Origin of the sequence: Bifidobacterium sp. ESL0798 (assembly GCF_029395415.1) — a bacterium.
In the GTDB taxonomy this organism is placed as follows: domain Bacteria; phylum Actinomycetota; class Actinomycetes; order Actinomycetales; family Bifidobacteriaceae; genus Bifidobacterium.
The window spans coordinates 105569-129551 of sequence record NZ_CP113914.1 but is presented as its reverse complement, the minus strand read 5'-3'; the positions used below and the strand labels follow the sequence as shown (position 1 = coordinate 129551).

Annotated in this window: 12 protein-coding genes and 1 pseudogene; 7 read left to right on the top strand and 6 right to left on the bottom strand. The window is 53.5% G+C overall.

Annotated elements, in window-relative coordinates; translation table 11 throughout:
• Positions 1–80: 80 nt before the first annotated feature.
• Positions 81–1208 (bottom strand): sn-glycerol-3-phosphate ABC transporter ATP-binding protein UgpC, encoded by a 1128-nt coding sequence (ugpC, locus tag OZX74_RS00445; protein ID WP_277156653.1) that lies wholly within the window; start codon positions 1206–1208, stop codon positions 81–83.
• Between the two features lie 622 nt (positions 1209–1830).
• Here ugpC and OZX74_RS00440 point away from each other — a divergent pair.
• A complete protein-coding gene (locus tag OZX74_RS00440; RefSeq protein WP_277156652.1) occupies positions 1831–2181 on the top strand; it encodes a hypothetical protein in 351 nt (116 codons plus the stop codon).
• An 11-nt stretch (positions 2182–2192) separates the two neighbouring features.
• On the opposite strand, the gene OZX74_RS00435 is transcribed toward OZX74_RS00440, so the two are convergent.
• Both OZX74_RS00435 and OZX74_RS00430 read right to left on the bottom strand, forming a co-directional pair.
• Complete coding sequence (locus OZX74_RS00435) at positions 2193–5759, bottom strand: FtsX-like permease family protein (RefSeq protein ID WP_277156651.1); 3567 nt, start codon at positions 5757–5759, stop codon at positions 2193–2195.
• A 2-nt stretch (positions 5760–5761) separates the two neighbouring features.
• A complete protein-coding gene (locus OZX74_RS00430; protein WP_277156650.1) occupies positions 5762–6463 on the bottom strand; it encodes an ABC transporter ATP-binding protein in 702 nt (233 codons plus the stop codon).
• Positions 6464–6779: 316 nt separating this feature from the next.
• Between OZX74_RS00430 and OZX74_RS00425 the strand changes: the two genes are divergently transcribed.
• Both OZX74_RS00425 and OZX74_RS00420 read left to right on the top strand, forming a co-directional pair.
• The gene (locus OZX74_RS00425) at positions 6780–8537 is read left to right on the top strand and encodes a leucine-rich repeat domain-containing protein (RefSeq protein WP_277156649.1); all 1758 of its coding nucleotides are present in this window, start codon (positions 6780–6782) and stop codon (positions 8535–8537) included.
• Positions 8467–10050, top strand: coding sequence for an InlB B-repeat-containing protein (locus OZX74_RS00420; RefSeq protein WP_277156648.1), 1584 nt, complete (start codon positions 8467–8469; stop codon positions 10048–10050). The genes OZX74_RS00425 and OZX74_RS00420 overlap by 71 nt, the downstream gene beginning before the upstream one ends.
• A 512-nt stretch (positions 10051–10562) precedes the next feature.
• Here OZX74_RS00420 and OZX74_RS00415 read toward each other — a convergent pair.
• The 3 genes from OZX74_RS00415 to OZX74_RS00405 form a co-directional block, all read right to left on the bottom strand.
• Positions 10563–11447, bottom strand: a complete 885-nt coding sequence (locus tag OZX74_RS00415) for a class C sortase (RefSeq protein ID WP_277156647.1) — start codon at positions 11445–11447, stop codon at positions 10563–10565.
• 367 nt (positions 11448–11814) lie between these two features.
• Positions 11815–13818 carry a hypothetical protein gene (locus OZX74_RS00410; protein ID WP_277156646.1) on the bottom strand — a complete coding sequence of 668 codons (2004 nt, stop codon included), beginning with the start codon at positions 13816–13818 and terminating at the stop codon, positions 11815–11817.
• 97 nt (positions 13819–13915) lie between these two features.
• A complete protein-coding gene (locus tag OZX74_RS00405; protein WP_277156645.1) occupies positions 13916–19117 on the bottom strand; it encodes a hypothetical protein in 5202 nt (1733 codons plus the stop codon).
• A gap of 944 nt (positions 19118–20061) precedes the next feature.
• On the opposite strand from OZX74_RS00405, the gene OZX74_RS00400 reads away from it, so the two are divergent.
• The 4 genes and pseudogenes from OZX74_RS00400 to OZX74_RS00385 all read left to right on the top strand — a co-directional run bounded on the left by OZX74_RS00400 (position 20062) and on the right by OZX74_RS00385 (position 23859).
• Entirely contained in the window at positions 20062–20304 is a 243-nt protein-coding gene (locus tag OZX74_RS00400) for a hypothetical protein (RefSeq protein ID WP_277156644.1), read from the top strand.
• Positions 20305–20849: 545 nt separating this feature from the next.
• Complete coding sequence (locus tag OZX74_RS00395) at positions 20850–21101, top strand: hypothetical protein (protein ID WP_277156643.1); 252 nt, start codon at positions 20850–20852, stop codon at positions 21099–21101.
• 523 nt (positions 21102–21624) lie between these two features.
• On the top strand, positions 21625–22344 hold the full coding sequence (locus tag OZX74_RS00390; RefSeq protein ID WP_277156642.1) for a LytTR family DNA-binding domain-containing protein: 720 nt from the start codon (positions 21625–21627) through the stop codon (positions 22342–22344).
• A 190-nt stretch (positions 22345–22534) separates the two neighbouring features.
• Positions 22535–23859: pseudogene (locus OZX74_RS00385) on the top strand (GHKL domain-containing protein).
• Positions 23860–23983 lie beyond the last annotated feature (124 nt).

The window sequence follows — 23983 nt, the reverse complement described above, 5'->3', positions numbered from 1 at the left end:
TTACCCAGAGAATATGAAAAGACCCACACACGAATGTGCGGGTCTTTTAAATGATGCTAAAACGCTGAAATATCAGCGAATCAGTTCAGGCGCAGCTCGGTGGCCGGGGAGAACAGATGCATCTTGGACGGATCAATCTTGATCTTGACGGTGTCACCGACCTTCGGCAGCTGACGCGGGTTCACGCGAATCGTGGTCAGCTTGTTCTGGTCGGACATCATGGCAGAGGACTCGGCTGCGGAACCATCGGTGATGATGTTGCCGTAGATGTAGCCGTCGCTGCCCAGATCCTCGACGTTCTCAACCTTCAGCGAGAAGGCGTTGGCCTCGTCAGGAGCGGCGAGCGTTGCGTCCTCGGGACGGAAGCCGACGACGATGCGGCCCTTGTCTTCTGGGGTAAGCTTGGCGACGGCGTCCTTGTCGAGCTCGACGGTGTCGCTGCCGATCTTCGCCTTGCCGTCAACGACAGGGTGCGTGTTGATGTTCATGGACGGCGAGCCAATGAAGCCGGCGACGAAGACGTTCTGCGGCTTGTCATAGAGCTCGGTCGGAGCGCCGACCTGCTGGAGGATACCCAGCTTGATGACGGCGATGCGGTCGCCCATCGTCAGAGCCTCGGTCTGATCGTGGGTGACGTACAGGGTGGTGACGCCGAGCTGACGCTGCAGGGCGGCGATCTGCGTACGGGTCTGCACACGGAGCTTTGCATCCAAGTTGGAAAGCGGCTCATCCATCAGGAAGACCTTAGGCTTACGAACGATTGCGCGGCCCATGGCGACACGCTGACGCTGACCACCAGAGAGAGCCTTCGGCTTGCGGTCGAGGAACTCGGTCAGATCGAGGACCTTGGCGGCCTCTTCGACGCGCTGGCGAATCTGATCCTTCGGAACGCCGGCGATCTTCAGCGCGAAGCCCATGTTGTCGGCGACGGTCATGTGCGGATAGAGTGCGTAGTTCTGGAAGACCATAGCGATGTCGCGGTCTTTCGGCTGCATCGTGGTGACGTCCTTATCGCCGATGAAAATCTTGCCCTTGTTGACTTCCTCGAGGCCCGCGAGCATACGCAGGGTCGTTGACTTGCCGCAGCCAGAGGGGCCGACGAGCACGAGGAATTCGCCATCTTTGATGTCAAGCGAGAGATCGGATACCGAGGGCTCCGTATTGCCCGGGTAGATACGAGTGACATGGTCAAATACGACTTTTGCCATAATTTAATATTCCTTTCATCGGCAGGTACGTGCCGAACGATCCGTTGTGAAGGGGTTTGCATCCACCCGCAAGCCAACCTCGGCAAGCGAATTTCCGCACTTTCATTTCATTATGAGTGAAGCCTTTCGAGGTTCCTTCCCCATCGGACTCAAAAACAACTATACACGGTCAATGTCGAAATATCGCACAACACGCCACGTATCGTATAAGCTTGTCGTAAGAAAGGCGGCCGGCGCCTGGTTCGTCATGCGACAGGGCACACAACAAGGAAAGACACGCCCGTTTTATGCCGTCGACGTAAACGGTCAACGTCATTCTATTTTAATAATTTTTTTAGCAAACTTTTAAAAAACTATTGACGTAAACTTTTAAGCCAATTCCTGAATCACAGATTTTGCAGTTTTACATAGCTTTATCAACGCCGCATTCACGAAATATTTTTTGCAATGTAAGTGGCAGTAAATCTCACTGCTCTCAAGCTTTTTCCAAGCATCAGCACAACGCAACCTAAACTTCAGTAAAAGAGCAGAAATCAGATTTAATGCAATACATATAAACGTCAAACGTAAGCACTATTTTTAAAGTCTTACTTTTTTTACGCAATTATCGGAAAATAAGAATATGGAAAAAACAAACACATCCGGCAAGCAGATTGCCTGGCTACGCAGAATCACCCACGACGACTCCATCAATAGCATCGCCAAACGTACCAATATCCCGTACGCGACACTTTACAAGCGGTTCCAATCCGACGAGCTGGCGACCTCCGAGATCATCACCATAGCCCGTTGTTATGGAATCAACCCCATCAACGCCTTGGTGGACACCGGCGTCATCAGCATCGACGAAGCCGCTGGGGTACGCGGCAACAACTCACTAAGACTGTTCAGCATAGAGGCCTTGACGAAGGAAATCGTGCGGCGCAGCAACGAAGGCGCCACGGCTCCGGTCAACACGGTCCACGACGATTGAGAGCAAAGCCGCTACTCTCTGGCCTGCAACGCCTTGAGCATATCGATTTTTGCTATTCTCGCTGATACATAGAAAGCCAGAATGACAGTCACCACTGCAATCACGATAACCGGGAACAGGAATTGTCCACCAGTAAGATCGGGCGAGAACATCATGTTCTCGGGAGCGACCTGACGGATGATGCGTTCGTGCAGCAAAATGCCGGCGCCCGTACCCAACAGAACACCTATCACGGTGAGCCCGAGAGTCTCCCTGTAGATATACATCGTGGCTTCGCGGTTGTAATAACCCAGCACCTTGATGGTGCTCAGCTCACGCAAACGTTCGGAGATGTCGAGATTGTTCAGATTATAGAGAATGACGACACTGAGCAGAACCGATACGGCAATCAGCACCTGCATCAAAAGGCTCAGCGAACGCACGAGCATATTGGTCTGGTCCACGAGCATCGAATTCTGCGAGACCTGGGTAATGCCGTCGAGCGCCATGAACTTTGCCGCCTCATGCTTCGCGTTGGAGGAACTGCGGTTTTTCAGTCCGATCATATTCGCGTTGGGAACGTAGTCCTGATGGAATATCTTTTTGTACGACTGCGAATTCATGAAGATGAAATGGCCGATATACATTTCGCAGACCCCGCTGATGGGGATCACGCGATTGTGGCCGTTCGCATCCTGAATGGTCATGTTGTCGCCCGCTTTGACATTGTTGAGCTTCGCGAGCCGCTCGGAAATCACAGCACCATAATTATCAAGGTCAAGATGACGCTTGCTGGACCTCTCGTGCAGGTCCACATAACCATCAAAAGCCCCTGCGTTCTTGGCAGCGATAATCGTCAGGTCCTGATTGTTGCGGTACGGGCCGGCGTTCATGTTGCCTTGCTCATAACGAATCGAAGTGAACCGCTTGATACTGTTGCTGTGCAATTCCTTGGATATCTGCTTTTGCTGAGTGCTGGTCACCTGATTGCTCTGCCCGGCGATGAGGTCATATTGAATGACATTGCCGTATTGCAGATTATTGATCGAATCGACCGAACGCTGCACGCCGACGCCCCCAACAAGCAGTGCAAGTGCTCCGACGACGCCGATTATCGTGGTGATGGTACGAATCTTATAACGGAAAATGTTGCGCAAGGTGATCTTGTTCTTGAAGTTAAGCTTGCTCCAGAACCAATCAACCTTCTCCAAAGCGATGGAAGCCCCTCCTGTCGGAGGCTTCGGCGCAAGGAGCGCACTCGTTTTTTCCTTGAGCTGGCGGCTGGCCGCGATATAGGCCGGCAACACAGTGGCCGCGAAGGCAAGGATGAGCGCAACCACCGTGGCCACGACTCCAAGCCGCAGATGTGAGGACGGCACATCAAAGCCCGTGCTGTAGGCGTTATAGACGATCCGCGGCATGCCCAATTGCCCTGCTGCGGCACCGATAATGCCACCGGTCAGGCCAGCGATGAAACCGTAGGCGATGAACTTCTTCATCACATCCCAGTCCGAATAGCCGAACGCCTTGAGCGTGCCTGCACCCACACGTCCCTCGTCGACGAAACGCGTCATGGAGGTGAACGTCAGAAGAGCGGCTATCAGATACATGAATATAGGGAAAAGACCACCGAGCGAATCGATGATTTGGGAAATGGAATCGTAGGCCACATATCCGGCACCGCCAGGAACATCGCGCCTTGAATCGATCGAGTAAGTAGGAAGCACAGACGTAGATTCGGACTGCGTCTGGGCTGCTGCCGAGGCGTTGCTGTAGGAAGCAGGAACAACGCTACTGGCGGAAGACGCGGCGTGGGAATCGGAAGTCTGCGAGACTTCGGCATCACGGTTGTCGAGCGAATCGGCAAGCAGATCCTTTTCCTGTTGGACCTTTTTGTCATAATCACTTGAAATATGATTGGGCATATCGTCAAGGGCCTTGTAGCGCAAACGCGCAATATTATATGACGTGTAGGCGGCGAACGCCTTCGGAAGGACCACGCCATAGCCGTCGAGAGATCCCGAGCCTGAATCCGAAAGACCACGATTGACCGAACCGATGATTTCCACGGAATCGACCACACCGGTCACCTTATATTTGGTGCCTTTGAGCATGGTCTGTCCGTTCGGACCGGGTTTCTCCATGAAAGACACGGTGGAACCGACCGGATGCTTTTTGGCCTGCTGAGCATCGATCGCGATCTCATTGGCTTTCTTCGGCATCGAGCCGCTGCGCAAGGCGTAGCTGGAAATACTGTGGGTACTCGAGAAAATACGCATGCTCTCATCGCGATGGCGAACGGCGACATCCTTGAAGAAGCCGTACTCGACCTTCGTGACCCCGGAGGCCTTTTTAATCGCTTTGATCTGCGAATCGTCGAAACCGGTTTTGCTGATCACAGAAATATCGGCAAGCTGGTGCTGTTCGAAATACTGGTCGGCCGTGTTGCGCATATCCGGCCCGGTCACATTCAGACCGACGAGGGCGAACGAACCCAGCGCCACCATGCACACGATCGAGATGAAGCAGCCCAGCGACTTGCCCAGCGAACGGCGGGTATCACGCCAAAGCATACGATGCGAAATCTTGTGTTTGCCGCTTGATTGGAAATTATCCCAAGCCTCCACTCGGGGCATGGAAAGCGAGAGCGCGGCGGCCGGAGAACTACTGGCGGTGTTCTCCGATCGGGATTGTGTCGGAAAAGGCGGAACCGATGAAGCGTGGGGATTTTTCAATCCCAACAACCGCGACACCTGCTTGGGGCGAGGCAGCGGGACCGCGCCTCCGGCGACCTCGCCGCCGCTAGCCATCCACGGATCGTACTCCGCCCAGGTATGGGTGGCGTGCACCTGCTGGGGTTGGTGTCCGTATTGCCGGAATTGCTGCCCATACTGCTGGTCTTGCGGCTGGCCATACCGCCCAGGTTGCTGCGGAATTTCCCGTGGACGGGACGCCGGCACAGCCTGCGGAATCTGGTGGAAGGTAAAGAAATGGTGACGTTTGGGCAGCGGAACCGAACCGCCGGCCATCTCGCCGCCGCCAAGGGCCCAAGGATCGTGCTCCGCCCAGGTATGGGTGACATGAACCTGCTGCTGCGGCTGTGCCGATTGGCGCGACCGGCGTGCTTGCGGCGGTATGGAAGGAAGGGATGCCGACTGGGCGTCTATCGAATCAGCGCTGCTGGTTCTTGGACCACGCGGGAGGGCAACGGCTTTCGAAAAATCGGAATCCGATGGCCCGTGCACTTTCGTCTTGGCCGGCAGATGGGGTAAGGCCGGGTCCGCCGGAAGTCCGACGTGGGGCCGGGCCGACCCATTACTATCCTGCGTACGAGGTTTTCGCCCGGAATCCCACTTTTGGCCATCTTGCCAGCTGGCCCTTTCTTCACCAGACTGAGTTCCGGAAGCCTTTGTTTCGGAAGCCTTCATGCGGGCTAGTTTCGTTTCGACGGATTCCCCCGTCTTGTCGGTTTCGCTGTGAGAAGCCGACGCCGAGGCAATGCCATTGGCAGAAGATCGCCTTACGGCATTCCTGGTCTCGGCAAGACGCCTGGAAGCCGAATGCTTCCCTGTTTTGTTGTGTGAAATTAGAAATTGCAAAATCACCACTCCAATTGATCGACATTACAAGGATTAACATTGCGCTTGACCTCAGCGATACGCGAATCATGCATCCGTATAACGCGATTGGCCATAGGGGCAATGGCGGAATTATGGGTCACGATGATGACCGTGGCGCCGTTCTTTTGGCTCATGTCCTGAAGGATGTGCAGCACCTGCTTGCCGGTTTTGTAGTCAAGGGCACCGGTCGGTTCGTCGCATAGGAGGATTTTCGGCCTTTTCGCCACGGCGCGCGCGATGGCGACACGTTGCTGTTCGCCGCCGGAAAGCTGGGACGGGAAGTTGTTGCAGCGATCGGCGAGCCCGACGCTGGCCAACGCCTCCATGGGATCATTGGCGTACGGGACGATTTCGGAGGCCATCTCGACGTTCTCGAGTGCGGTCAGATTAGGAACCAGATTATAGAACTGGAAGACGAAACCGACGTCGAGCCGCCGATACTCAGTGAGTTGCTTGGCGTTATATTTGGCGATGTTCTCCCCATCAACAATCACATCGCCCTCATCGCAACTATCCATGCCGCCGATGACATTGAGCAATGTCGACTTGCCGGTGCCAGAGGCCCCAAGAATCATCACCAGCTCGCCCTGCGCGATGGAAAAAGTAACATCGTTATTTGCGACCAGCCTTTTGCCACCGGTATTGTATCGTTTAACCTCGTGGATTACATCGATATAACCCATCTCATTCCTCTCCCCAAAAAGTCCAGCACAAATCTGCGGTTCTAACATACCCTGATATAATTATATCATTATCAGCTAGAAAACATCTCTTCTTATTAAAAAGTTATTACTTCGTGATATTATAAGACATACAATGACACCAATAGTGGATTTTTTTATCCATGGTTTGTGAATGCATTCAGTTATGTTCGCAACCCGGAAAGAGAGGATCATGAAGAATTCAATGCGAAATCCGCATAGAAAGTTAATCGTTACACTTACGACGATAATAACTTCAGCCTGCATGGTGATGGGCCCGGCAATCTCAGCCAACGCAGTGCCAGAAAGCTCTACTACGCAAAGTGAGCAACCACAAACCGCCGCCAATAACGGGACCGCGCAGGCGCCACAGGCTGAAAACCCCAGTGCACCTGCGGCTCCGACAAGCGGCGAAAACAAGCCGGCCACGCCGGCTCCTGCACCTAACAGCCCTGCTGCTTCGGCCTCGAAAGAAGGGGCAAGCCCCACTTCCGGCAATGCCGCCAAGTCAGGTACGGCCTCGAAGGGAACAGCCGGCAAGACGCAGCCCGAAAGCAAGAGCACCCAGCCGCAGACGCCAAGCGCACAAAGCACTCCGCAGCCCGCAGCCCAGGGAGGAGACGAAGCTACGGTAGACTGTGGAACGCTCAAAGGCTGCTTCCCCGACGCATCCTTCCGTGCCTACCTCACGAAGTTCATCAACACCACGCAATACCAGAATCCCAACCATGAAACCGGCTGGAGGTTCTCCAACCCGAATTTCGCCGATGATTTCCCGGTGACGCAATCGTGGCTCGACTCGATAACCAGCATCTCCAGTGATGGAATCCCGAACGCGGGCAGCACCACGCTTTCCAGAAAGATAATGGACATCAGAGGTATCGGTCTTTTCCGAAACCTCAAATCCTTCAATATGTATTATGACAACAGCACTGATCACCAGCAGGCGTCTTCTGTGGCAGGCTTCGCCTACCTCACTGATTTCAGCCCCCTCACGTCAGCCAACATGCCCAATCTGGAAACCCTGAGACTCAATGACTTCACCGATGCCGTAGCGCAGAGCTGCAAGGGCTTCACTGAGGCCAAGGCTCCGAAACTGACCAATATCTATCTCTACGACGTCGCGCACGCCTTCTCCGACGCGAGCATGTTCTACGGTCTTCCCCACCTCAAGACGCTGTCATTGGGCAACACCGACCTCGGGCGAAACGGCACGTCGGACGTGCAGGCAATCGTCGATCATTTCCCCGATCTGGAAAGCCTGTCGTTCGAGAACGCCTACAACCTGAAGTCTCACCCGGACAGCCTGTTGGCGTTGAAGAACCTCCAGCATCTGAAGTCATTCGGATTCACGGGGCTGTTCCTTTATCAGAACCCGGTCCTCAAGGACATCTCGCAGCTTCACCAGATCAGCGATCTCGACCTGAGCTCCAACAGCATCTACAACCTCGACTTCCTGTCGGGCATGACCAATCTCAAGACCTTGAATCTCAACGACAACGAAATCAGCGACCTGCGGCCACTCAACTCCTTGACAGGGCTGGAATCGGTCCAGGCGGTCCACGAGATACCGCGAATTGGCGCCGCCCCCATAATTGGAGCGGACGGATCCGCCAGCTTCAGCTACGGCAACAACTACAACGTCGATGGAACCGTACCTTCTCTGTCCTCGGTCTCCTATTTGATTACCGGTATCGGCGACCAAACCATCCCGGCGGACAAGTACACGAACGACGCTGCCAACCACGTCCTCACGGTCCCGTCCATTGACCCCAACATCCAGCAGCTCAGCTATACGCTCAGCAACTCCATCATCCTCAATGGCAGGAATGTCGGCACTCTTGAGATCATCAACAATCAGAACTATCACAATCCACAGGTCACGTTCGATTTCCGCGGGGGCAGAACCCCGAACGGAAACAACACCACGACAGCGCCTCGAAGCGCGCCATACGGTACCAAACTGGCAGCAATGTGGCACCCGTGTGTTCAACAGCGATGGGTCCAGGGACGAGACCACCAACCTGTTCCAGGGATGGGTCGGTTGCCCCACTAGCCTGAAAGTCAATCCGGACTACGACGTCAGCCTTGGCCAAGGTACGCCATATACGAATGAATGCACCTTCGACAAGGCCGAACCCTTCGACTACACGAATACCGTGATGACCCAAGATTGGACGCTTTTCGCTCTGTGGAGCAGCGATAGCTACGACGTGACGTTCGATTCGAATGGCGGGCCGGACATAGCCAAACAACATGTCCTGCGCTTCAAGACGGCAACGGAACCCACGGATTCCAAGGGCAACGCTCCGGTCCTCACCGACAAGAAGGGCGGCACCCACGCCCTACTCGGATGGTATACGCCCGACGGCACCAAATATGATTTCAGCCAGCCGGTAAAGGCCCCCGTCACATTGCACGCCAAGTGGCAAGGTATCAAAAACATCTACACGGTGAGTTACCTTTCCAGCGAATCAGGTCCACAAATTTCCAGCGAAACCGTCTATGACGGCGACAAGGCCACAAATGTGCCAACCCCCGCCGCGAGAGAACATTACAAGTTCGACGGTTGGTTCGAACAGGATTCAAAGACCCCGTTCGATTTCAACACACAAGCCATCACCCGCAACGTCACCGTCCATGAACAGTGGACCAAATTGGAAACCCACACAGTAAGCTTCGACGCGCATGGCGGTAAACTGGCCGACGGAACGGACACGGAGACCATAGATAATGGCAAGCCCGCGACCCAACCCGCGGACCCGACCAGAAGTGGTTTCGAGTTCACTTTCTGGTCCAAGGAAAAGAACGATGGTCCCAAGTTTGACTTCACCACGCCGATTACAGAGGACATCACTCTGTACGCGCAATGGAAGGATTTGACACCGACGCCAACACCGACGCCGACGCCAACACCGACGCCGACGCCGACGCCAACACCGACGCCGACGCCAACACCGACGCCGACGCCAACACCAACACCGACGCCGACGCCAACACCAACTCCAACGCCAACGCCAACGCCAACGCCAATGCCAAGCCCGAACAACGATTCTGCTGCCCCGACTCCTGGCTCGGCAGGCCCCGTCGGTCCTGCCGGCCCGGCTCTAAACCCGAGTCGTAGGCCGATCGGCAATCCAGGTGTCAGGACACTGACCATCGTTCGTAACCGTTACGTCGGTGCCGCCCCCAATGCGGCCACGAATCCTGCTCCAACCCAGCAGCAGCAGCAACCGCAGAGCGATCAGAGCCAGGATAACAGCTCCTCGAACAAGAAGAGCGAAAAGAAAAAGAAGGCTGTACCGGTTTGCCCGGAAGGCTATGTCCTGCAGCAGTCCTCCTATTTCGAGAACCCCAACGGTACGGTCCAAATGGCCAAGATGAACCCACGGTGCGTCCAGGCCAATCAGACTGCCACGCAGAGCAAGACCCACCATTCGTTCATGTGGCTCTGGTGGCTGCTGCTTCTGCTCCTGCTCGTTCTCGTGGCGCTGTACGCCTACCATCGCTACGAGAAGAACAAGGAAGAGAACGAGCAGCCCGCGGGCTCTCAGCACGTAGCCTACTGAGCCGTGGACTAGGATTTCTCTCCCTGTCTAAGTAAAAGGCCGGTCGCTGTGAAGGCGACCGGCCTTTTACTATGCCCGAAACAAGGCCAGAACTTTAGGCGCACACATAAGCAAGAGCATCAGAATAAAACATTGCAGCTCACATTACACCAGGGATCAACAGCCCGATACCGCCCGTGGAATCTGGGCTTTTTACTTCTGATACTAAGTATCAGTAACATTTTCCCGTTCGGGAATTCACCGTTGTTGCATCCTGACAGGTTCCGGCATCTCCGACTAACCTATTCCAGAAAGCTATCAGTGCCAGCCCCTGAATAAACTGTTTGCTGCATCTCGTCGATTTAAAAACGAAAATTACCAGTGCGCTAGTTCCTGAAATGAACGTTTCAGTATCCCAACTCCACCGCGTCGAAGAAAACAGTCACCGGCAGCCACTCAATAATTGGTTTCCTGCAATGAAGCAGACGCAGGGACGAAACCAAAAACAAAAACCTGTCTGCAACTCCGGATCTTCAGACTGTATCAGCGCGAGAACTCCCCGAGAAGTGCCACGGAATCGGCGAGAAATCGTAACGAGCATGGCGAATCATGACAATGACGACGCCGGCAAGAAGCACGCCAGCCGCACTTAGAAGGCCACGCAACAATGCGTCGCCAGCCGTCGTGGAAGGAATGTCTTCAGGGATCCTGCCACGCTGTGCGGTGATGACGAGACGATGGGAATTGACACCATACGGGGTGCAGGTCATCAACGTGAGCAGATCCTTGCCCGGTACGACCTTATAAAAATCTATGTCATCCGGCACAACGACGTGAATGCCGGTGACCCGATAACCCATCGTATGCTGAAGTGTATCGATATAGATGATGTCGTGGACGCGCAGCTGGTCAAGACGCGTGAACATGGTGGCATTGGCAAGGCCTCGATGCCCCGAAATCACTGCGTTGGTTGACGTTCCTCCAACTGGCAGGCTGGTGCCATAAAGATGGCCGGCACCTTGCGAAAGCGCCGTATCGGAGGTGCCGTGATAAATCGGCAGCTTCACCGATATCTTGGGAATCCTGATCGTTCCCATAATGCCTTCGACGGTGTTGAGTCTGGCCTGGTATTCCTTGTCATTGGCCGATTGAAGGTCCTTGTGCGAGTCGTCGTCGGAAAACGGATCGATCTTCTCACCGAGCAAGGGCTGCCCTGACTGAGCGATTTTGGCATTGTATTGCTGATCGGCGGTAAGCTCGCCAACAACGTCGCTCTGCGGCCATTTTCCGATTGCGCGTTGCGACATGGCAATCGCCTTGCTCTCCTGCTGGGAGCTGTAGACACGGTTGATCGGTATCCAGAGCACGGCGACGATAAGCGCAAGGACGACGATATCGTGGATGATCTGAATGACCAACCCGTAGACGTCTCTTTCGTCGTCTTTTGCTTTATCGATGAAATCCTGAAATTCAGGAAAAGGGTAATTAACGGTGTCCGAAGAGGAGTTTGAGGCGCGGTTCACCATTGAATCGTCTTCATAATGCGAGGTCTCAGTCAATTTAACGTACGCCATTCCCTATTTGTCCGAAAGCTAGAGTCAGCGGACAAAATATACCTGCTAAAAGTTTATATTCCGCTAAATTATATCAGTCTAGAAAACAAAACGTCTGCCAGAACAGGCATCAACCTATTCCGGCAGACGTAATATCAAGGTTCTTACCTCGGCCTCTTACGTAAGAAAATCAGGAAATTCATTCTGAAATTCATGCGTCAGAGGCTGGCAATCACTTGGCGCGACGAGCTGCTTCGTGGCGGCGCTTGAGCACCGTAGTGCCTGCTGCCACCAAGGAGAGCGCGACGATCGCGAGCACGATCAGCGCAATTCCTGCGCTACCGGTAAGAGGCAGCTGGGAGACTGCAGTCACGTTGTTGACCGTGACCGTGCCGTTAGGTGCATTGTCGCTTGCGGAAACGAGCTGAAGGTTCCAGTTATCGGCGCTGTTCTTGACGTACGTAGCACCGGCGGAATTCTTGCCTACAGTGAGCTTGAACTGCGGCAGGAACAGGCTACGGACACCGGTCGCACCCTTGACCTGCTTGACGACGTAATCGCCGCCATCGAGATCCTTGAGCTGAATCTTACCCATGTTCGAACCACTGGAGGCAGGAGTCACGTTGGTCAACGTATCGCCTGGCTTGGTCGACAGCGAATAGACACCAGGGTTGTTCTGATCAGCAGCGAAATGAAGCGGATTGCTCAAGCTAGTGTCGCTGGACCTGAACAGCCTGAATTCCGAACCGGCCAACTTAGCACCGTTGTCACCATAGAGCTTGTTGATCAGGGAGACACCATAGAGCGTGTTGTCGACGACGGAAGAGCCGCCGTTGTCGCCGTTCGAGTTGCCGCTATTGTTGCTGGAACTGCCGGAACCAGAGGTATGACCGTTGTTGCCGGAGTTGTTCGCGTTACCGTTGCCGCTATCAGTCGGCTGGTTGTTCACATCGTCGGAATATTCCATCTTCGCCATGTTCTTGACGTTCTTACGATCACCGTGATCCACATCGAACTTCATCCAATAGGAAATGAGGATCTGGTCACCATGCTTGTAGTGTCCGACAAACGTGTCGTAGAAGTTGAAGACAATGCGATGGGCATAACCATTGGTCGGAGCGCCGGTCACCGACGTACCATCAACATCACTATTGAGAATGCTGTAGGAATTGGAAGGAATGGCGGTATCGGTGTCAGGATCCGGGGCTGTGTTCTTGACGAAGACCTGCGTCTTGTGGGTGCTATCGCTGACATACGTCAACGGATCGGTGGAATCATCCTGTACGTTGAAGACATAGTGCTTGAAACCAGTGGTCAGCGGCACCTGAGTCTTGATGTAGTACTGGATGTAGCCATTGTTGTCACCCAGTGCCTGGTTCTTATCGGCACGTTCCTTGACGATGGTGGGCAGATCGTTCTTCATGCTCACCTGTCCCAAAGCCTGACCGCCATTGGCGACGGCGGCGTAGGCCTTTGTATTGCCGGAGCCGAGGTCCGAATACACAGCGGTGCCCACGAGCATCGGAATCGAATTCGTACCACCGTTGGTGCTGCCACCGGTAACATCCTCAATGGCGTACAGGCCAGGCTGGCTGACCGGCACATCGAAGGAGGTGTTGGTGGTGCTCACAGGGGCCCTCATACCAGAGTTTGCGACATTCGCGTTGGCGGCAGCGGCTTGCTGCTTGGCCGCGAAGTCGCTCTGCTTGGTCAGCGAGGTAACGAAGTCACGGACACCGCCGGCCCACATCGACGTCTTGTTGCTCTGAGCGGTCGGGTCGTACGAGGTCGTATCCTTGTTCGTCGAATTGTCCGTAGCAGTAAAGCCGAGGTATTGCGAAGCCAGCTCACCGACAGGATTGTCCGTCGAGTAGTTGCTGTCATGCGTGAAACCGGGGATGCTGTTCAACGCGGTCTTCGCACCAGTCAGCACACCGGGATCGGTGTCGAGCATGAAACCAGTCAAAGCGCCGTTGTTGTCAACGGAAGCTGCTTTGTAGGTTCCCAAGCGAATCGCAGCGAACGTATGTCCGGAAATGTTCTGAGGAGAAGCCATCACCTTGATGGTCGCCCCTACGTTCTTACCCGGATCAACCAGGGTGAGCGGCGTCGAGCCGTCATTGTCACCATGGCTTGCAGGATCTGCATTTGCTACACCGAAAGGCGCTAACGACAGCAATGTGGCAGCGGATACGACCGCTCCCAAAAGCGCGCCTAGCTTTTTCTTCTTATTCATTGTTTTCCTTTACTTCTTGTGTTTGTTTAGATTTCCACAACACGAGGGCCTCAGGGCCCGAGCGCTGTACAACATTGATTAATCTGACTTTTCCTCATCAGTGCGATGAACCCTCCCCTCCGATGGACTTCATCGAATGCTTTTTCTGAGGCCGTTTTTGGCTCATGAAGTAGGCAAAGGCAAGTGCCACTGCCGCCAGCAATGCAGCCAACAGGGCCCACCAGCCGCCTGTAATCGGCAGGTTCTTGGTGCGCGTCAGGTTGAGCGGCTTGGTCTCAAGTGCTGACTGGTTGGTCTCCTTGTCGGTGACCCGAACCTGAACATCACCCTGGTTCGTACCGTTAGGTATTTCGAAGGACCACTTTCCATCAGTACCGGTGAAAACCTTGCTGCTCTTCTGCGTAGCGGAGCCCGTCGGCCATGTCACCTCAACGGTGAACCCATCTGGCAACGGATCGTTGTCCTTGCTGTCGGAGTTATGCCAGGCGATACCTGAGAGGCCGTTCCAGCCTGCAGAGGTGGCACCAGTGTGCGGGGCGCGCATATCGAGCACCGCATTCTTCGAGGCGGGATCAGACTCAACGCCGTCCTTGTTGACGAGCACGGCGGTAAGCACATAGTGCGTACGCTGGTCCGTGACGTTACCGTTAGTGCCGACACCGGCATTGAACTGGTTCTCGTCAAGGTCAACGGCCCACGTTCCGCCGGTAACTGGCACGGTATTGCATACCGGAGCCACCTGTTCACTGCTTCCCGGCTTGTTGACCGGCTGGTAGGAGGCATCAGCGGCTTGCGCACAAACCTTGATAGAGGCACCGTCCTCATTCCAGATGTATGTTCCGGAAATATGGAGCTTGGCGTCCTGTGGCAGTTTTCCGTTGACCGTGTGCTGCACGGTAATCGCAGCAACACCGTTGTCTCCATTGTCGCCATTGAAGGCTGGCGGTTCGCTCGGCTTCGGGGACTTGAAGGTGACGGTCTGTGCGTTTGACATTGCCGAAGTGAGGTGATAACCGCTGTTCTGAGTCTGCCGAGCGCGGTATTGAATCGTCCTGTTTGCTGCGTTGGAGACGTCCAAGTTGGCATCGGAATCGACAATCGACCAGGTACCGTCGGAATTCACCGTGGCATTGCCCACCAGGTCGTCTTCGGAAACGTCCTCGCCGCTGGCGCCGTTGTGCTCGCGATAAACCATCACGGTGGAGTTCTTTTCGGCCCCCGAACCGGTAATGGTCCTGGCTACGCTCGGGCTATCGAATGGGCTGCCATCAATCTTGTTGACGGTAAGGGCATTCGGACGCGGCACGTCGTAACGGAAGTAAGCCGAATTGTTGGTCCAGCTCTCATCAAGCAACTTGTTGACCTGATCAGGATGGTTCTTCACCATGTCCATGGTGATGCCCTTGTTGCTGGAGTCACCCGTACGATCGATCGGGTTGTAGATGTCCTGCGCCGCAGGTGTCTGCGTGCTGCAAGAGACATTGTCAGGCTGCTTCAATCCCTGAGGATTCGTGGTCACCGGCCAGGTCACCATCTTGAAGTAACCGGTCAGGTCTGGCTGGTCGGCCTTCGCCTTGGCAAAGTCGATATCGCCGCTTGCGGTGTTCGCCGCAGGACCGCCGAAACTGTTCTGCAATTGTGCAGGAGCATACATAACCGGGTAATCAGTGTGATTACGGTGATCCCTGTGCCCGTCGCCGCCATTACCGTTAGCAGGATCCTTGCCAACCTGTGCCACAGTGTTTGGAGTGTCGCTCAAAGACATTAGATTCTGGCTTGACTGATATGGCAGATTACTGGGTTGGGTCTTGAAATGACCAGCGTTGAGTTCGCCGTTCATTGACGAGTAGAACCCGATCTTGGTATTGCTCCAGTGCGAAAGTTGCTGCTGAGAGCGCAACTGTGCCGTAGGCGTCAAGTCTTTGACGGGCACCCAGTTGTTGTTGTGGTCAAGGCCCAGCCACTGGAAGTAGAAATCTGAGACTTCAGAGCACGGATGGTTTCGGTCGGCACCGTCGTTGTCTGCATCTCGGCTCTTCGGCAGCGACATGTCGTACCACATCGTCCAGAAGGAATTCATAGGTGCGACGCCCTTGGGCAATTTGTTCTGCGGCGCCTGGTTGTAACCATTGTCAGTTACCAGTGCCCAGTTGCTCTCACCGTGGTTCCATGTCTGATCGACGTTTACCGCATCGCCGTTTGTAGCAATAGGACCTGCAGCGATTCTCGGGCCATTGCAGCCGGACTTCTCATCAGCGCAGTCGCTGGAAGCATAGAGCTTGGTGGTGTAATGATGAATGGTATGGTCACCGGCCTTGTCCTGATCGGCATCAAAGGTGTTGGCGACATCCACCGTGTTAGCGGAGCTCTTGAACCCAGCGTGGGTAGGTTTGGCGTCTGTAGCAGCTACAGCCTTCTCGCCAGCGGTGACATACACATACTGCATGTAATCCGTGCCGCCGGGAGTATCTTTGCTGATCTGGTCAGCCGTAGGATTCGCGCAGCCCTTGCTAGTATCGCTTCCGTAGCATTCCAGTTCGTCGTTGCTATAGTCAACATCTGCCTTGATCGAGATGTTCAGATAATCGTAGACACCCGAATTCAACACACTATTAATAGTGAATCGCGGATCGCTGCTCTGGGCGTTTGCCCAGTACTGAGCTGCGGGATAGTCGTCGATGGTCCTGGTGTACTTGACCTTCTTCAAAGCACTATCATGGCCTGAACCGCCGTTAAAATCGTAATACACAGAAATCGACTTCTGGCTGGCGTTATCATCCTGAATATTGTGCTGGACACCATCCTTATCCGTTTCGACACGGTACCCCGTATCAGTGGTGTAATCAACGTCGTCATGAGCCACACGGACCACGAAGTCCATACGGAGCTTGTCGTTGCCGGTGTCCATCCGGTTGAAGTAATTGAGCATCTTGAAGAGCATCGGCTTGTGATCCACCGGCGTGATAGTCAAAGACTTGGTCGCCGAGAAATCGGAAGGCATATCGCGTCCACCACCCAAAGTGGTGGGAATCTGCTGCACACGATACTGATAGACGTGCTGCTGGCCGTCCGGATCCGGAGTCTGGGTGTCCTTGAACACCCACATCCCGTTCGCGCCCACGAGCACATCCTTGGAATTCTGCTGAGTGAAGCCCTTGCCGTCAATCTGGCGATAGATCATGACCTTGTCGCCGGGAGTGCCGTGTCCGGTCAACGACGGCTTGTAAACCTCAGGAAGCTTGGAATTATCGGCCGGGGTATCAATGGTCGGGACTTCCGTGAAAGAGTTGAAGTTATAGAACGCGGAGTTGACCGACCATCCCTTGGCCAACCATGCATTGGCCTCTGAAGGCTGCATGGTCGAAAGAATGCCCTTACTGCTGGTGCTCTGAGCTGCCAGCGGATTGTAGACATCTTGGTTAGCCGAGCAGGCGGTGTTATCCGGGTTCGTCGTTTCAGGCCAAGCGACCAGCTTGAAGTAACCGGTAAGTTCCGGCTGGTCGACGCGCGCCTTGGCGAAGTCGACGGAACCATCCTGAAGCTGAGCCGCAGCAAGGTCGGAACTTCCGGGTTTCTTGGCGACAAGAGGATCGGTGGTGCGTCCGCCGTAAGACGGGGAGCCATTGGTCTTGTTGAACGCGGCAAAGTAGCCATACTCATTGTTGTCAGGCGAAGAGACGACCACCTGGTTGTTCTCCTGAGCCGTTGGGGTCAGATCGTTGACGGGCACCCAATTGTTGTCCCTGTTAAGACCAACCCACTGGAAGAGGTACTTGCCAACTTGCGAGCAATCATGCTTGTCTCCCTTGGGCACGTTCCCATGCGGATCATAGGGGCTTGCCGGGTTATACCAAAGGTTCATGAATGTCGTGCTCGGGGCGACACCCGTGGGGGTATCGCTGGAGAGACCACGGCCTCCTGTTGCCAGTCCTGAAGAGGTATCCAGACCCCAGTTGGCGGAATCACCCTTGGTCCCTGGGGTATCGGTGGCGTTGTTGCCCTTCCAAGACCCAGACTTGCTGATATCCCACCAAGTGTCCACGGCGCCTTCTTTGCCGACGCCCAGGCGTGGGCCGTTGCAGCCGCTGGTAGTGTCTGTGCAGTTTACGCTCGAATAGAGCTTCAACGGTTCTGCAATCTCGGAGGAATTAGTCATGTCAAGAGTGTTGCCAGTCACATCAGAAGCGACATTATCGCTTTGTGTGGCATAAAGATAAAGTTGAGCGTCCACACCGCCAGGCGTGCTCTCGTCCACACGAGTCGCGGAATAGTCAAGGTTGCCCTTTATTGAAACGGAAATATCATCAAACTCAGTGTCTCCGCTTGCCGCAGGCTCCGTGTTGACACTGTGGATGGTGAAGGCATTGGAGCTGCCGTCATTGGCGACATTCGGGGTCTTGGCCCAGTCCGCAGCACCTTTCGAAGTACCCATCGACTTGACATATTTGGTGGGCACCAGCGCGGAATCCTTTTTCCCGTCTTTCGAGAACAGGAACGAGATTCCCGGCTTATCAAGGTTAGCGTTGACGGAACGATGCGGAACACGCAATACAAAGTCAGCACGCAGGAAACTACCGGGCACCTCGACACGGCTGACGTAGTTCAGCATCGTCTTCAATGAAATTTTGGAATCCGAGGATCGCGTTCCCACTTCGGCGTTGGCCGACTTGGCGGACTCTTCCTTCTTTGCCGATGTATCGGCCTTGGCAGCTGGGGCAGCACAGGTAATGGAGGACTTGTCGCCGCACCAGGACATGCCATCGGGATTCAAGGCCTGTCCTTGGATAAGCTCAGCTGCATAACCGGAATTTTCAAGACTATCGGGAACGGCCACATCGGCATCGGCTCCCGCCACGCTCGTGTCGCCAAGCGTAATCGGGGCATGGGCGTCGCCGTCATTAACCACGGCATAAATCTTCAAATCGTTGATATCCGAGCTCTTCAACGCATCGGCTTTCAAACCAATGGTCAGGTCGTCGTAACCCTGCTCAGCAGAAGCTGCAACGGAATGAATGGTGAAGAAGTTGCCGGCGGCACCGTTGAAGGCCTGTTCGGCGGCGTTGAGATTTTGCGTCGTGTTGTCAGCCTCTTTACTGGCACGCAACGTATTCATATACGCCAACGGACGCATCAGGTTCTTCGACTGCGCATCCGTGCCGTCGCCGACAAAGAGCTGCAACCCGCATTTACCCTGCTCGTCGAGACCACTGTTGGAGGCCGATCGCACTTTCTCGCCTTGGGCGCCGGTTGCAAGCCCGACACATTCCGGAGCGACGTCGCCGTGGCCTACACGCAACATAAAGTCCGCATGAAGACCTTGCGTGGTCCACAAGCCGCTCGCGTTGTAGCCCATCAATTTGGTCAATGAGGGTTTGTGTCCGACAATATTAGCCGAAAGTGGTTGAACGGTGTGCGAAGACCCGGCGTCTGACTCGGCAGGCGCGCTCTGAGCATTCGCACCGCCTACGACAGCCAATCCAATAACAGTTCCAGCTGCGACTACGGCAGCCAAAAGTTTGGCGAGCATAGTACGCCAACTTGTCGTGGTTTTTTTCATTCCTTGGCTTTCTCTCAATACTATTATTCTGTAATAATAGTTATCGATAAATAAAAAAGCAAATCGATCGGCGAATCGCGGTTCTGCAGAGCCTTCACGACGACGTGATAATTCTTATTATAATCGAAAGCTGCCATCCTTTAATTGTTTTTCCAAAAAGAAGACGCAAACGACCTACGCGATGCGCAAAGTTCTGATCCCCAAAATCGAATAATTTCTTCGAAAAAGTGAAGGCAAACGTTTGATATACATAAACCCGGCGAACAATCAAAAAAGATACTGTCCAATTTTTGGACTAAACAGATTTAGCCTTTAGCAGAATCCCAAAAATCTCACATTCACTAAACCATATATCTGAATTCGTTATGCCTAAATAATTTTATCGTTCGAAAAACAACGAAACAACCCTTCAAATTGCAAATAAAAGTGCTTTATATCTAGGAAAAACAAGGAAAGTAAAATGATAATACAATTTAAAAAATAAACTATTTAGGGTAATTTTTATCACATGAGAACGTTTCATTTATGACATTCATCTCTTTTACATCAAACGTTTAAGTTTTATCGTGATTCCTTTTTAAGATTCTGTGTCGCATAATAAGTGAATGACCAAAAATACGAATAATAACCCAATCGAATGGCTTAGACGCCTCACGCACGACGACTCCATCAATAAGATTTCACGATTGAGCAGGATTCCGTATACGACTCTGTATAAGCGTTTCAAATTGGACACACTCGCCACCGATGAAATCATCGCCATTGCACGAGGCTACAACATCAATCCTGTGGAGGCATTGGTTCAAACCAACGTCATCAATAAGGAGGAAGCGACCGCCGTTCGAGGAAACAACGGTCTGCGGCTCACCAGTATCAGCGACATCACCCAGGAGATTATCCGGCGCGAAAGCGATGCGAACGCTTTTTAACTGAAGGAAATCCGACTGAGCGGCACCTGGATGTGCAAAACGTTTAGGTGCCGACGAGGGACAAGACACCCATTTTGCGTTAGACAAATAGCTAGGATTACGCTAATAACTGAATCTATACTATTTCGAACGTTTTATATAATTTTTTTAAAAATTTCGTTAAACGATTTTGACGTACTAAGAAACCAAATCTATGTTATTTTTTTGACATTTTAAACACATGAAATGTGCTCACAGATTAAATATTAGTCTGATTTCCTTATAGATACAAGGCTTTATCAACATATTAGACAAAATAAAATTCACAAAAATCTTCTGTAGAAATATCATCAAAAACCGATAATCATTAAAAACGTCAAACGCTTTACGAAATATCAGCCCTTACATTTTCATCTGAATTATCGGAAAATAAAAACATGGAAATAATTCGACATAATAATATTGAATGGCTACGAGTAATCACACATGACGATTCGATCAATAGAATCTCGCAAGAGGCTGATATCCCCTATGCCACCCTTTACAAGCGTTTCAAATCAAAAGAGTTGGCGACCGATGAAATTATCGCCATCGCACGAAGCTATGGAATCAATCCCGTTGACGCACTCGTGAAAACCGGCGTCATCAGCAGCGAAGAGGCTTCAGGCGTTCGAGGAGACAACGCGCTGCGCTTGTGCAGCATTGAGTCGATCGCGCAGGAAATCGTTCGCCGCGACAACGAGAAAACACAACTGAAAGACATCGTCGGACGCGGGAATGACGTTGACGGCGAGACGCTTGAGACAAAAACCGCCTAGATAATTTATCAATTTCAATCGGGTTGACAACCAATGTGCTGCCAACCCATTTTTATATGGCTTACGAGCCGACGATGACCTTGCGGCCAGGATTGACCACATGGCTGCTGTTGGCTTGAGCCCAGAACGCATAAAGGTCGGCCGACAGGCTGCGGAAATGGTGAAATCAATACCAACCGCGAACCTGTCGGCCGACCTTTATAGCGAAACTGTCGTTAGCGACGAGCGAGCCGGTTGTTAGGCACGCTTGCAATCGACTATGAACATATATGGCAAACGGTTGCCATACAAAATATTGAGACACGCTTATGTCATTTTTCCCACACGGCGATTTTCGGCTGACGCCGAAAGACGTTCGGACATATGCGATAATAAGATAGACGTAAATTGTTTAACCATTTATCGCTCACGTAAACAAATCAGGAGCCGATAGCGACAACATAGCGGAATCTCCGGAAAAACCGCAGAATCATGCTATAGAGGAATATTATGAGGTAAGAACCTTGTGCGAAAGGCGGCGACGATGCGCGGCATCAGAGTTGGGGTAGTAGAAGACGAGCCCGCCGCATGCCAGAAAGTGCTGGATTATCTCAACCGTTACCAAACCGAAAACGGCGAAAACTTTACCGTTTCGGTTTTCGACGACGGTGCGAAAATCGTCGAGAATTACCGGCCGATCTATGACATTCTTTTGCTTGACATCGAAATGAAGCAGATGAACGGAATGGAGGCGGCACGGCGGATACGCAAGATCGACAACAGCGTCGTCATCGTCTTCATCACCAACGCCTCGCAATACGCCATCAATGGCTATGAGGTGCAGGCGCTCTCCTACCTGCTGAAGCCAGTGCCTTACTTCGCATTCAGCCAGGAAATCAAGCGCTCAATCGAGACGGTGCGGCGGCAGGCCGACGATTCGATGCTCTTCGAGACCGGTTCGCAGCGCACGCGCATCGAGCTCAGATCCATCGTCTACATCGAATCAATTCGTCATACAATCATCATCCATACGCTCGACGGCAAACTTTCCGTCACATCAACGCTGAAGGAACTCGAAACGCAGCTGGACGGGCATGACTTCTTCCGCTCCAATTCCTGCTATCTGGTCAATCTGCGGCATGTCACCGGCATCCAAGACCAAGACTGCATCATGAGCACCGGCGAGCGCCTGCGCGTCAGCCGCCCGCGCAAGAAAGCCTTCGTCGCTGCGCTGACCGGCTATATCAACGGCGGCCTGCAATGAACGTGTTCGCTTGCACCGTCAGAAAAGCGCATCCAAGCCCAGTCATCATGCATGTTTTCGACACCACCGTCAGAAACACACAACTTAGCCCCCTCTCAGCACACTTTTACGACGGCAGCTGGAGGAACGTTCGGCGGGAGCGCAGGCTGCAACAAACAGGCACGCACCGATGTAACCTGGGAGGCTCTCGATGAACACCATCACCAATGCGCTGCCCAACATTCCGCGACTTTACACCGGCATCTGCGAATGGCTGGCCTGCGTGGTCTACCTGTTGGTCATCTACCGAAGGGCACCGAAATGGCGGAGCCTGCTCGTGGCCGGAATCGGGCTGCCGGCGATTATCGGCATCCAATATTTCGACGGGACGATGAGCCTTGATTTCTGGATTCTGGGTATGCTACTTGCCGTAGCGGGAATGTACCTTATTATCTTTCTTGGCGCACAAACAACGCCACGCGAAGGGCTGTATATCACCGCGCGCGCGTTCGTGCTCGCGGAACTCGTCGCATCGCTGCACTGGCAGATCGCGACGTTCATCGGATTTAATATGCATAGGCGACTCTCCAAAACGGGCCTGTCCACAGCCATACTCGCCACGGCGATCTATCTGGTCGGCTTTGGCTTGGCTTGGGCCATCGAACGCCGTAATTTCGAGCGTGACAAGCCAATGAATCCAAGCCGCACTGCGGTATTGGGTTCCATCATCATCACCATCGTCACCTTTGCGATGAGCAACCTGAGCTTTGTTTCGACCAACACGCCTTTCTCCGGTTCCGTGGGGCAGGAGATCTTCTATATCCGCACGCTCGTCGATCTGTGCGGTTACGCGATTCTCGGCGCGCAGCAGGAGCAGGCGAGGGTGGCGCGGGCCAATGTCGAACTCGCTTCCATCGATGCCAAGCTGCAGAGCGAGCACCAGGAATACCTGCAATCCAAGGAAAACATCGAATCGCTTGGGCGCATTTCGCACGACCTGAAGCACCAGATCACCGCGCTGCGCGCCGAAGTCGACCCGGAACACGCGGCCGCCGGCTTCGAACAGCTTGAGGCGTCGGTCAAGGAATATAGCGCGCAAGAGCATACCGGCAATTCCGTGCTCGATGTCATCCTTACTTCCAAAGTGAAAGCCTGCGAGAAAAAGGCATTACGCTCACCACCGTTGCGGACGGCAAGCTCCTGACTGATATGAGCTCGATGGATATCGCCACGCTTTTCGGCAACGCTCTCGACAACGCCATCGAAGCGACCTCCAAGGTCACAGAACCGGAACGCCGGCTGATCAAGCTCGCACTTTATCAACACGGTCAATTTACCGTCATTCGCGTCGAAAACTATTACGAATCGGCTTTGCGAACCGACGATCAAGGCAACCTGCGTACCACCAAGTCCGATCAGCGGGTCCATGGCTTTGGCGTGAAATCGATCAAGCATATCGCCGGTCTCTATCACGGCGACGTCACCATCAAGGCCCGCGACCACTGGTTCACCCTGACCGTATTGCTCCCACGATAAAAGACCACATACAACAAAAGGCCAGCCGATAGGTTATCCGCAATGGCGGAATTCCGCCAATCACGTATTCCTATCGACCGACCTTTTACCCCTTTATAACGTCGGTACCGCGCCTAGCCGATAC

What these genes read in the sequence shown, in the direction of transcription:
- OZX74_RS00430 (WP_277156650.1), bottom strand. Translation starts at nt 6,463, where the DNA reads ATGGGTTATATCGATGTAATCCACGAGGTTAAACGATACAATACCGGT.
- OZX74_RS00390 (WP_277156642.1), top strand. Translation starts at nt 21,625, where the DNA reads ATGCGCGGCATCAGAGTTGGGGTAGTAGAAGACGAGCCCGCCGCATGC.
- OZX74_RS00405 (WP_277156645.1), bottom strand. Translation starts at nt 19,117, where the DNA reads ATGTTGCGTGTAGGCCACGGCGACGTCGCTCCGGAATGTGTCGGGCTT.
- OZX74_RS00410 (WP_277156646.1), bottom strand. Translation starts at nt 13,818, where the DNA reads ATGAATAAGAAGAAAAAGCTAGGCGCGCTTTTGGGAGCGGTCGTATCC.
- ugpC (WP_277156653.1), bottom strand. Translation starts at nt 1,208, where the DNA reads ATGGCAAAAGTCGTATTTGACCATGTCACTCGTATCTACCCGGGCAAT.
- OZX74_RS00440 (WP_277156652.1), top strand. Translation starts at nt 1,831, where the DNA reads ATGGAAAAAACAAACACATCCGGCAAGCAGATTGCCTGGCTACGCAGA.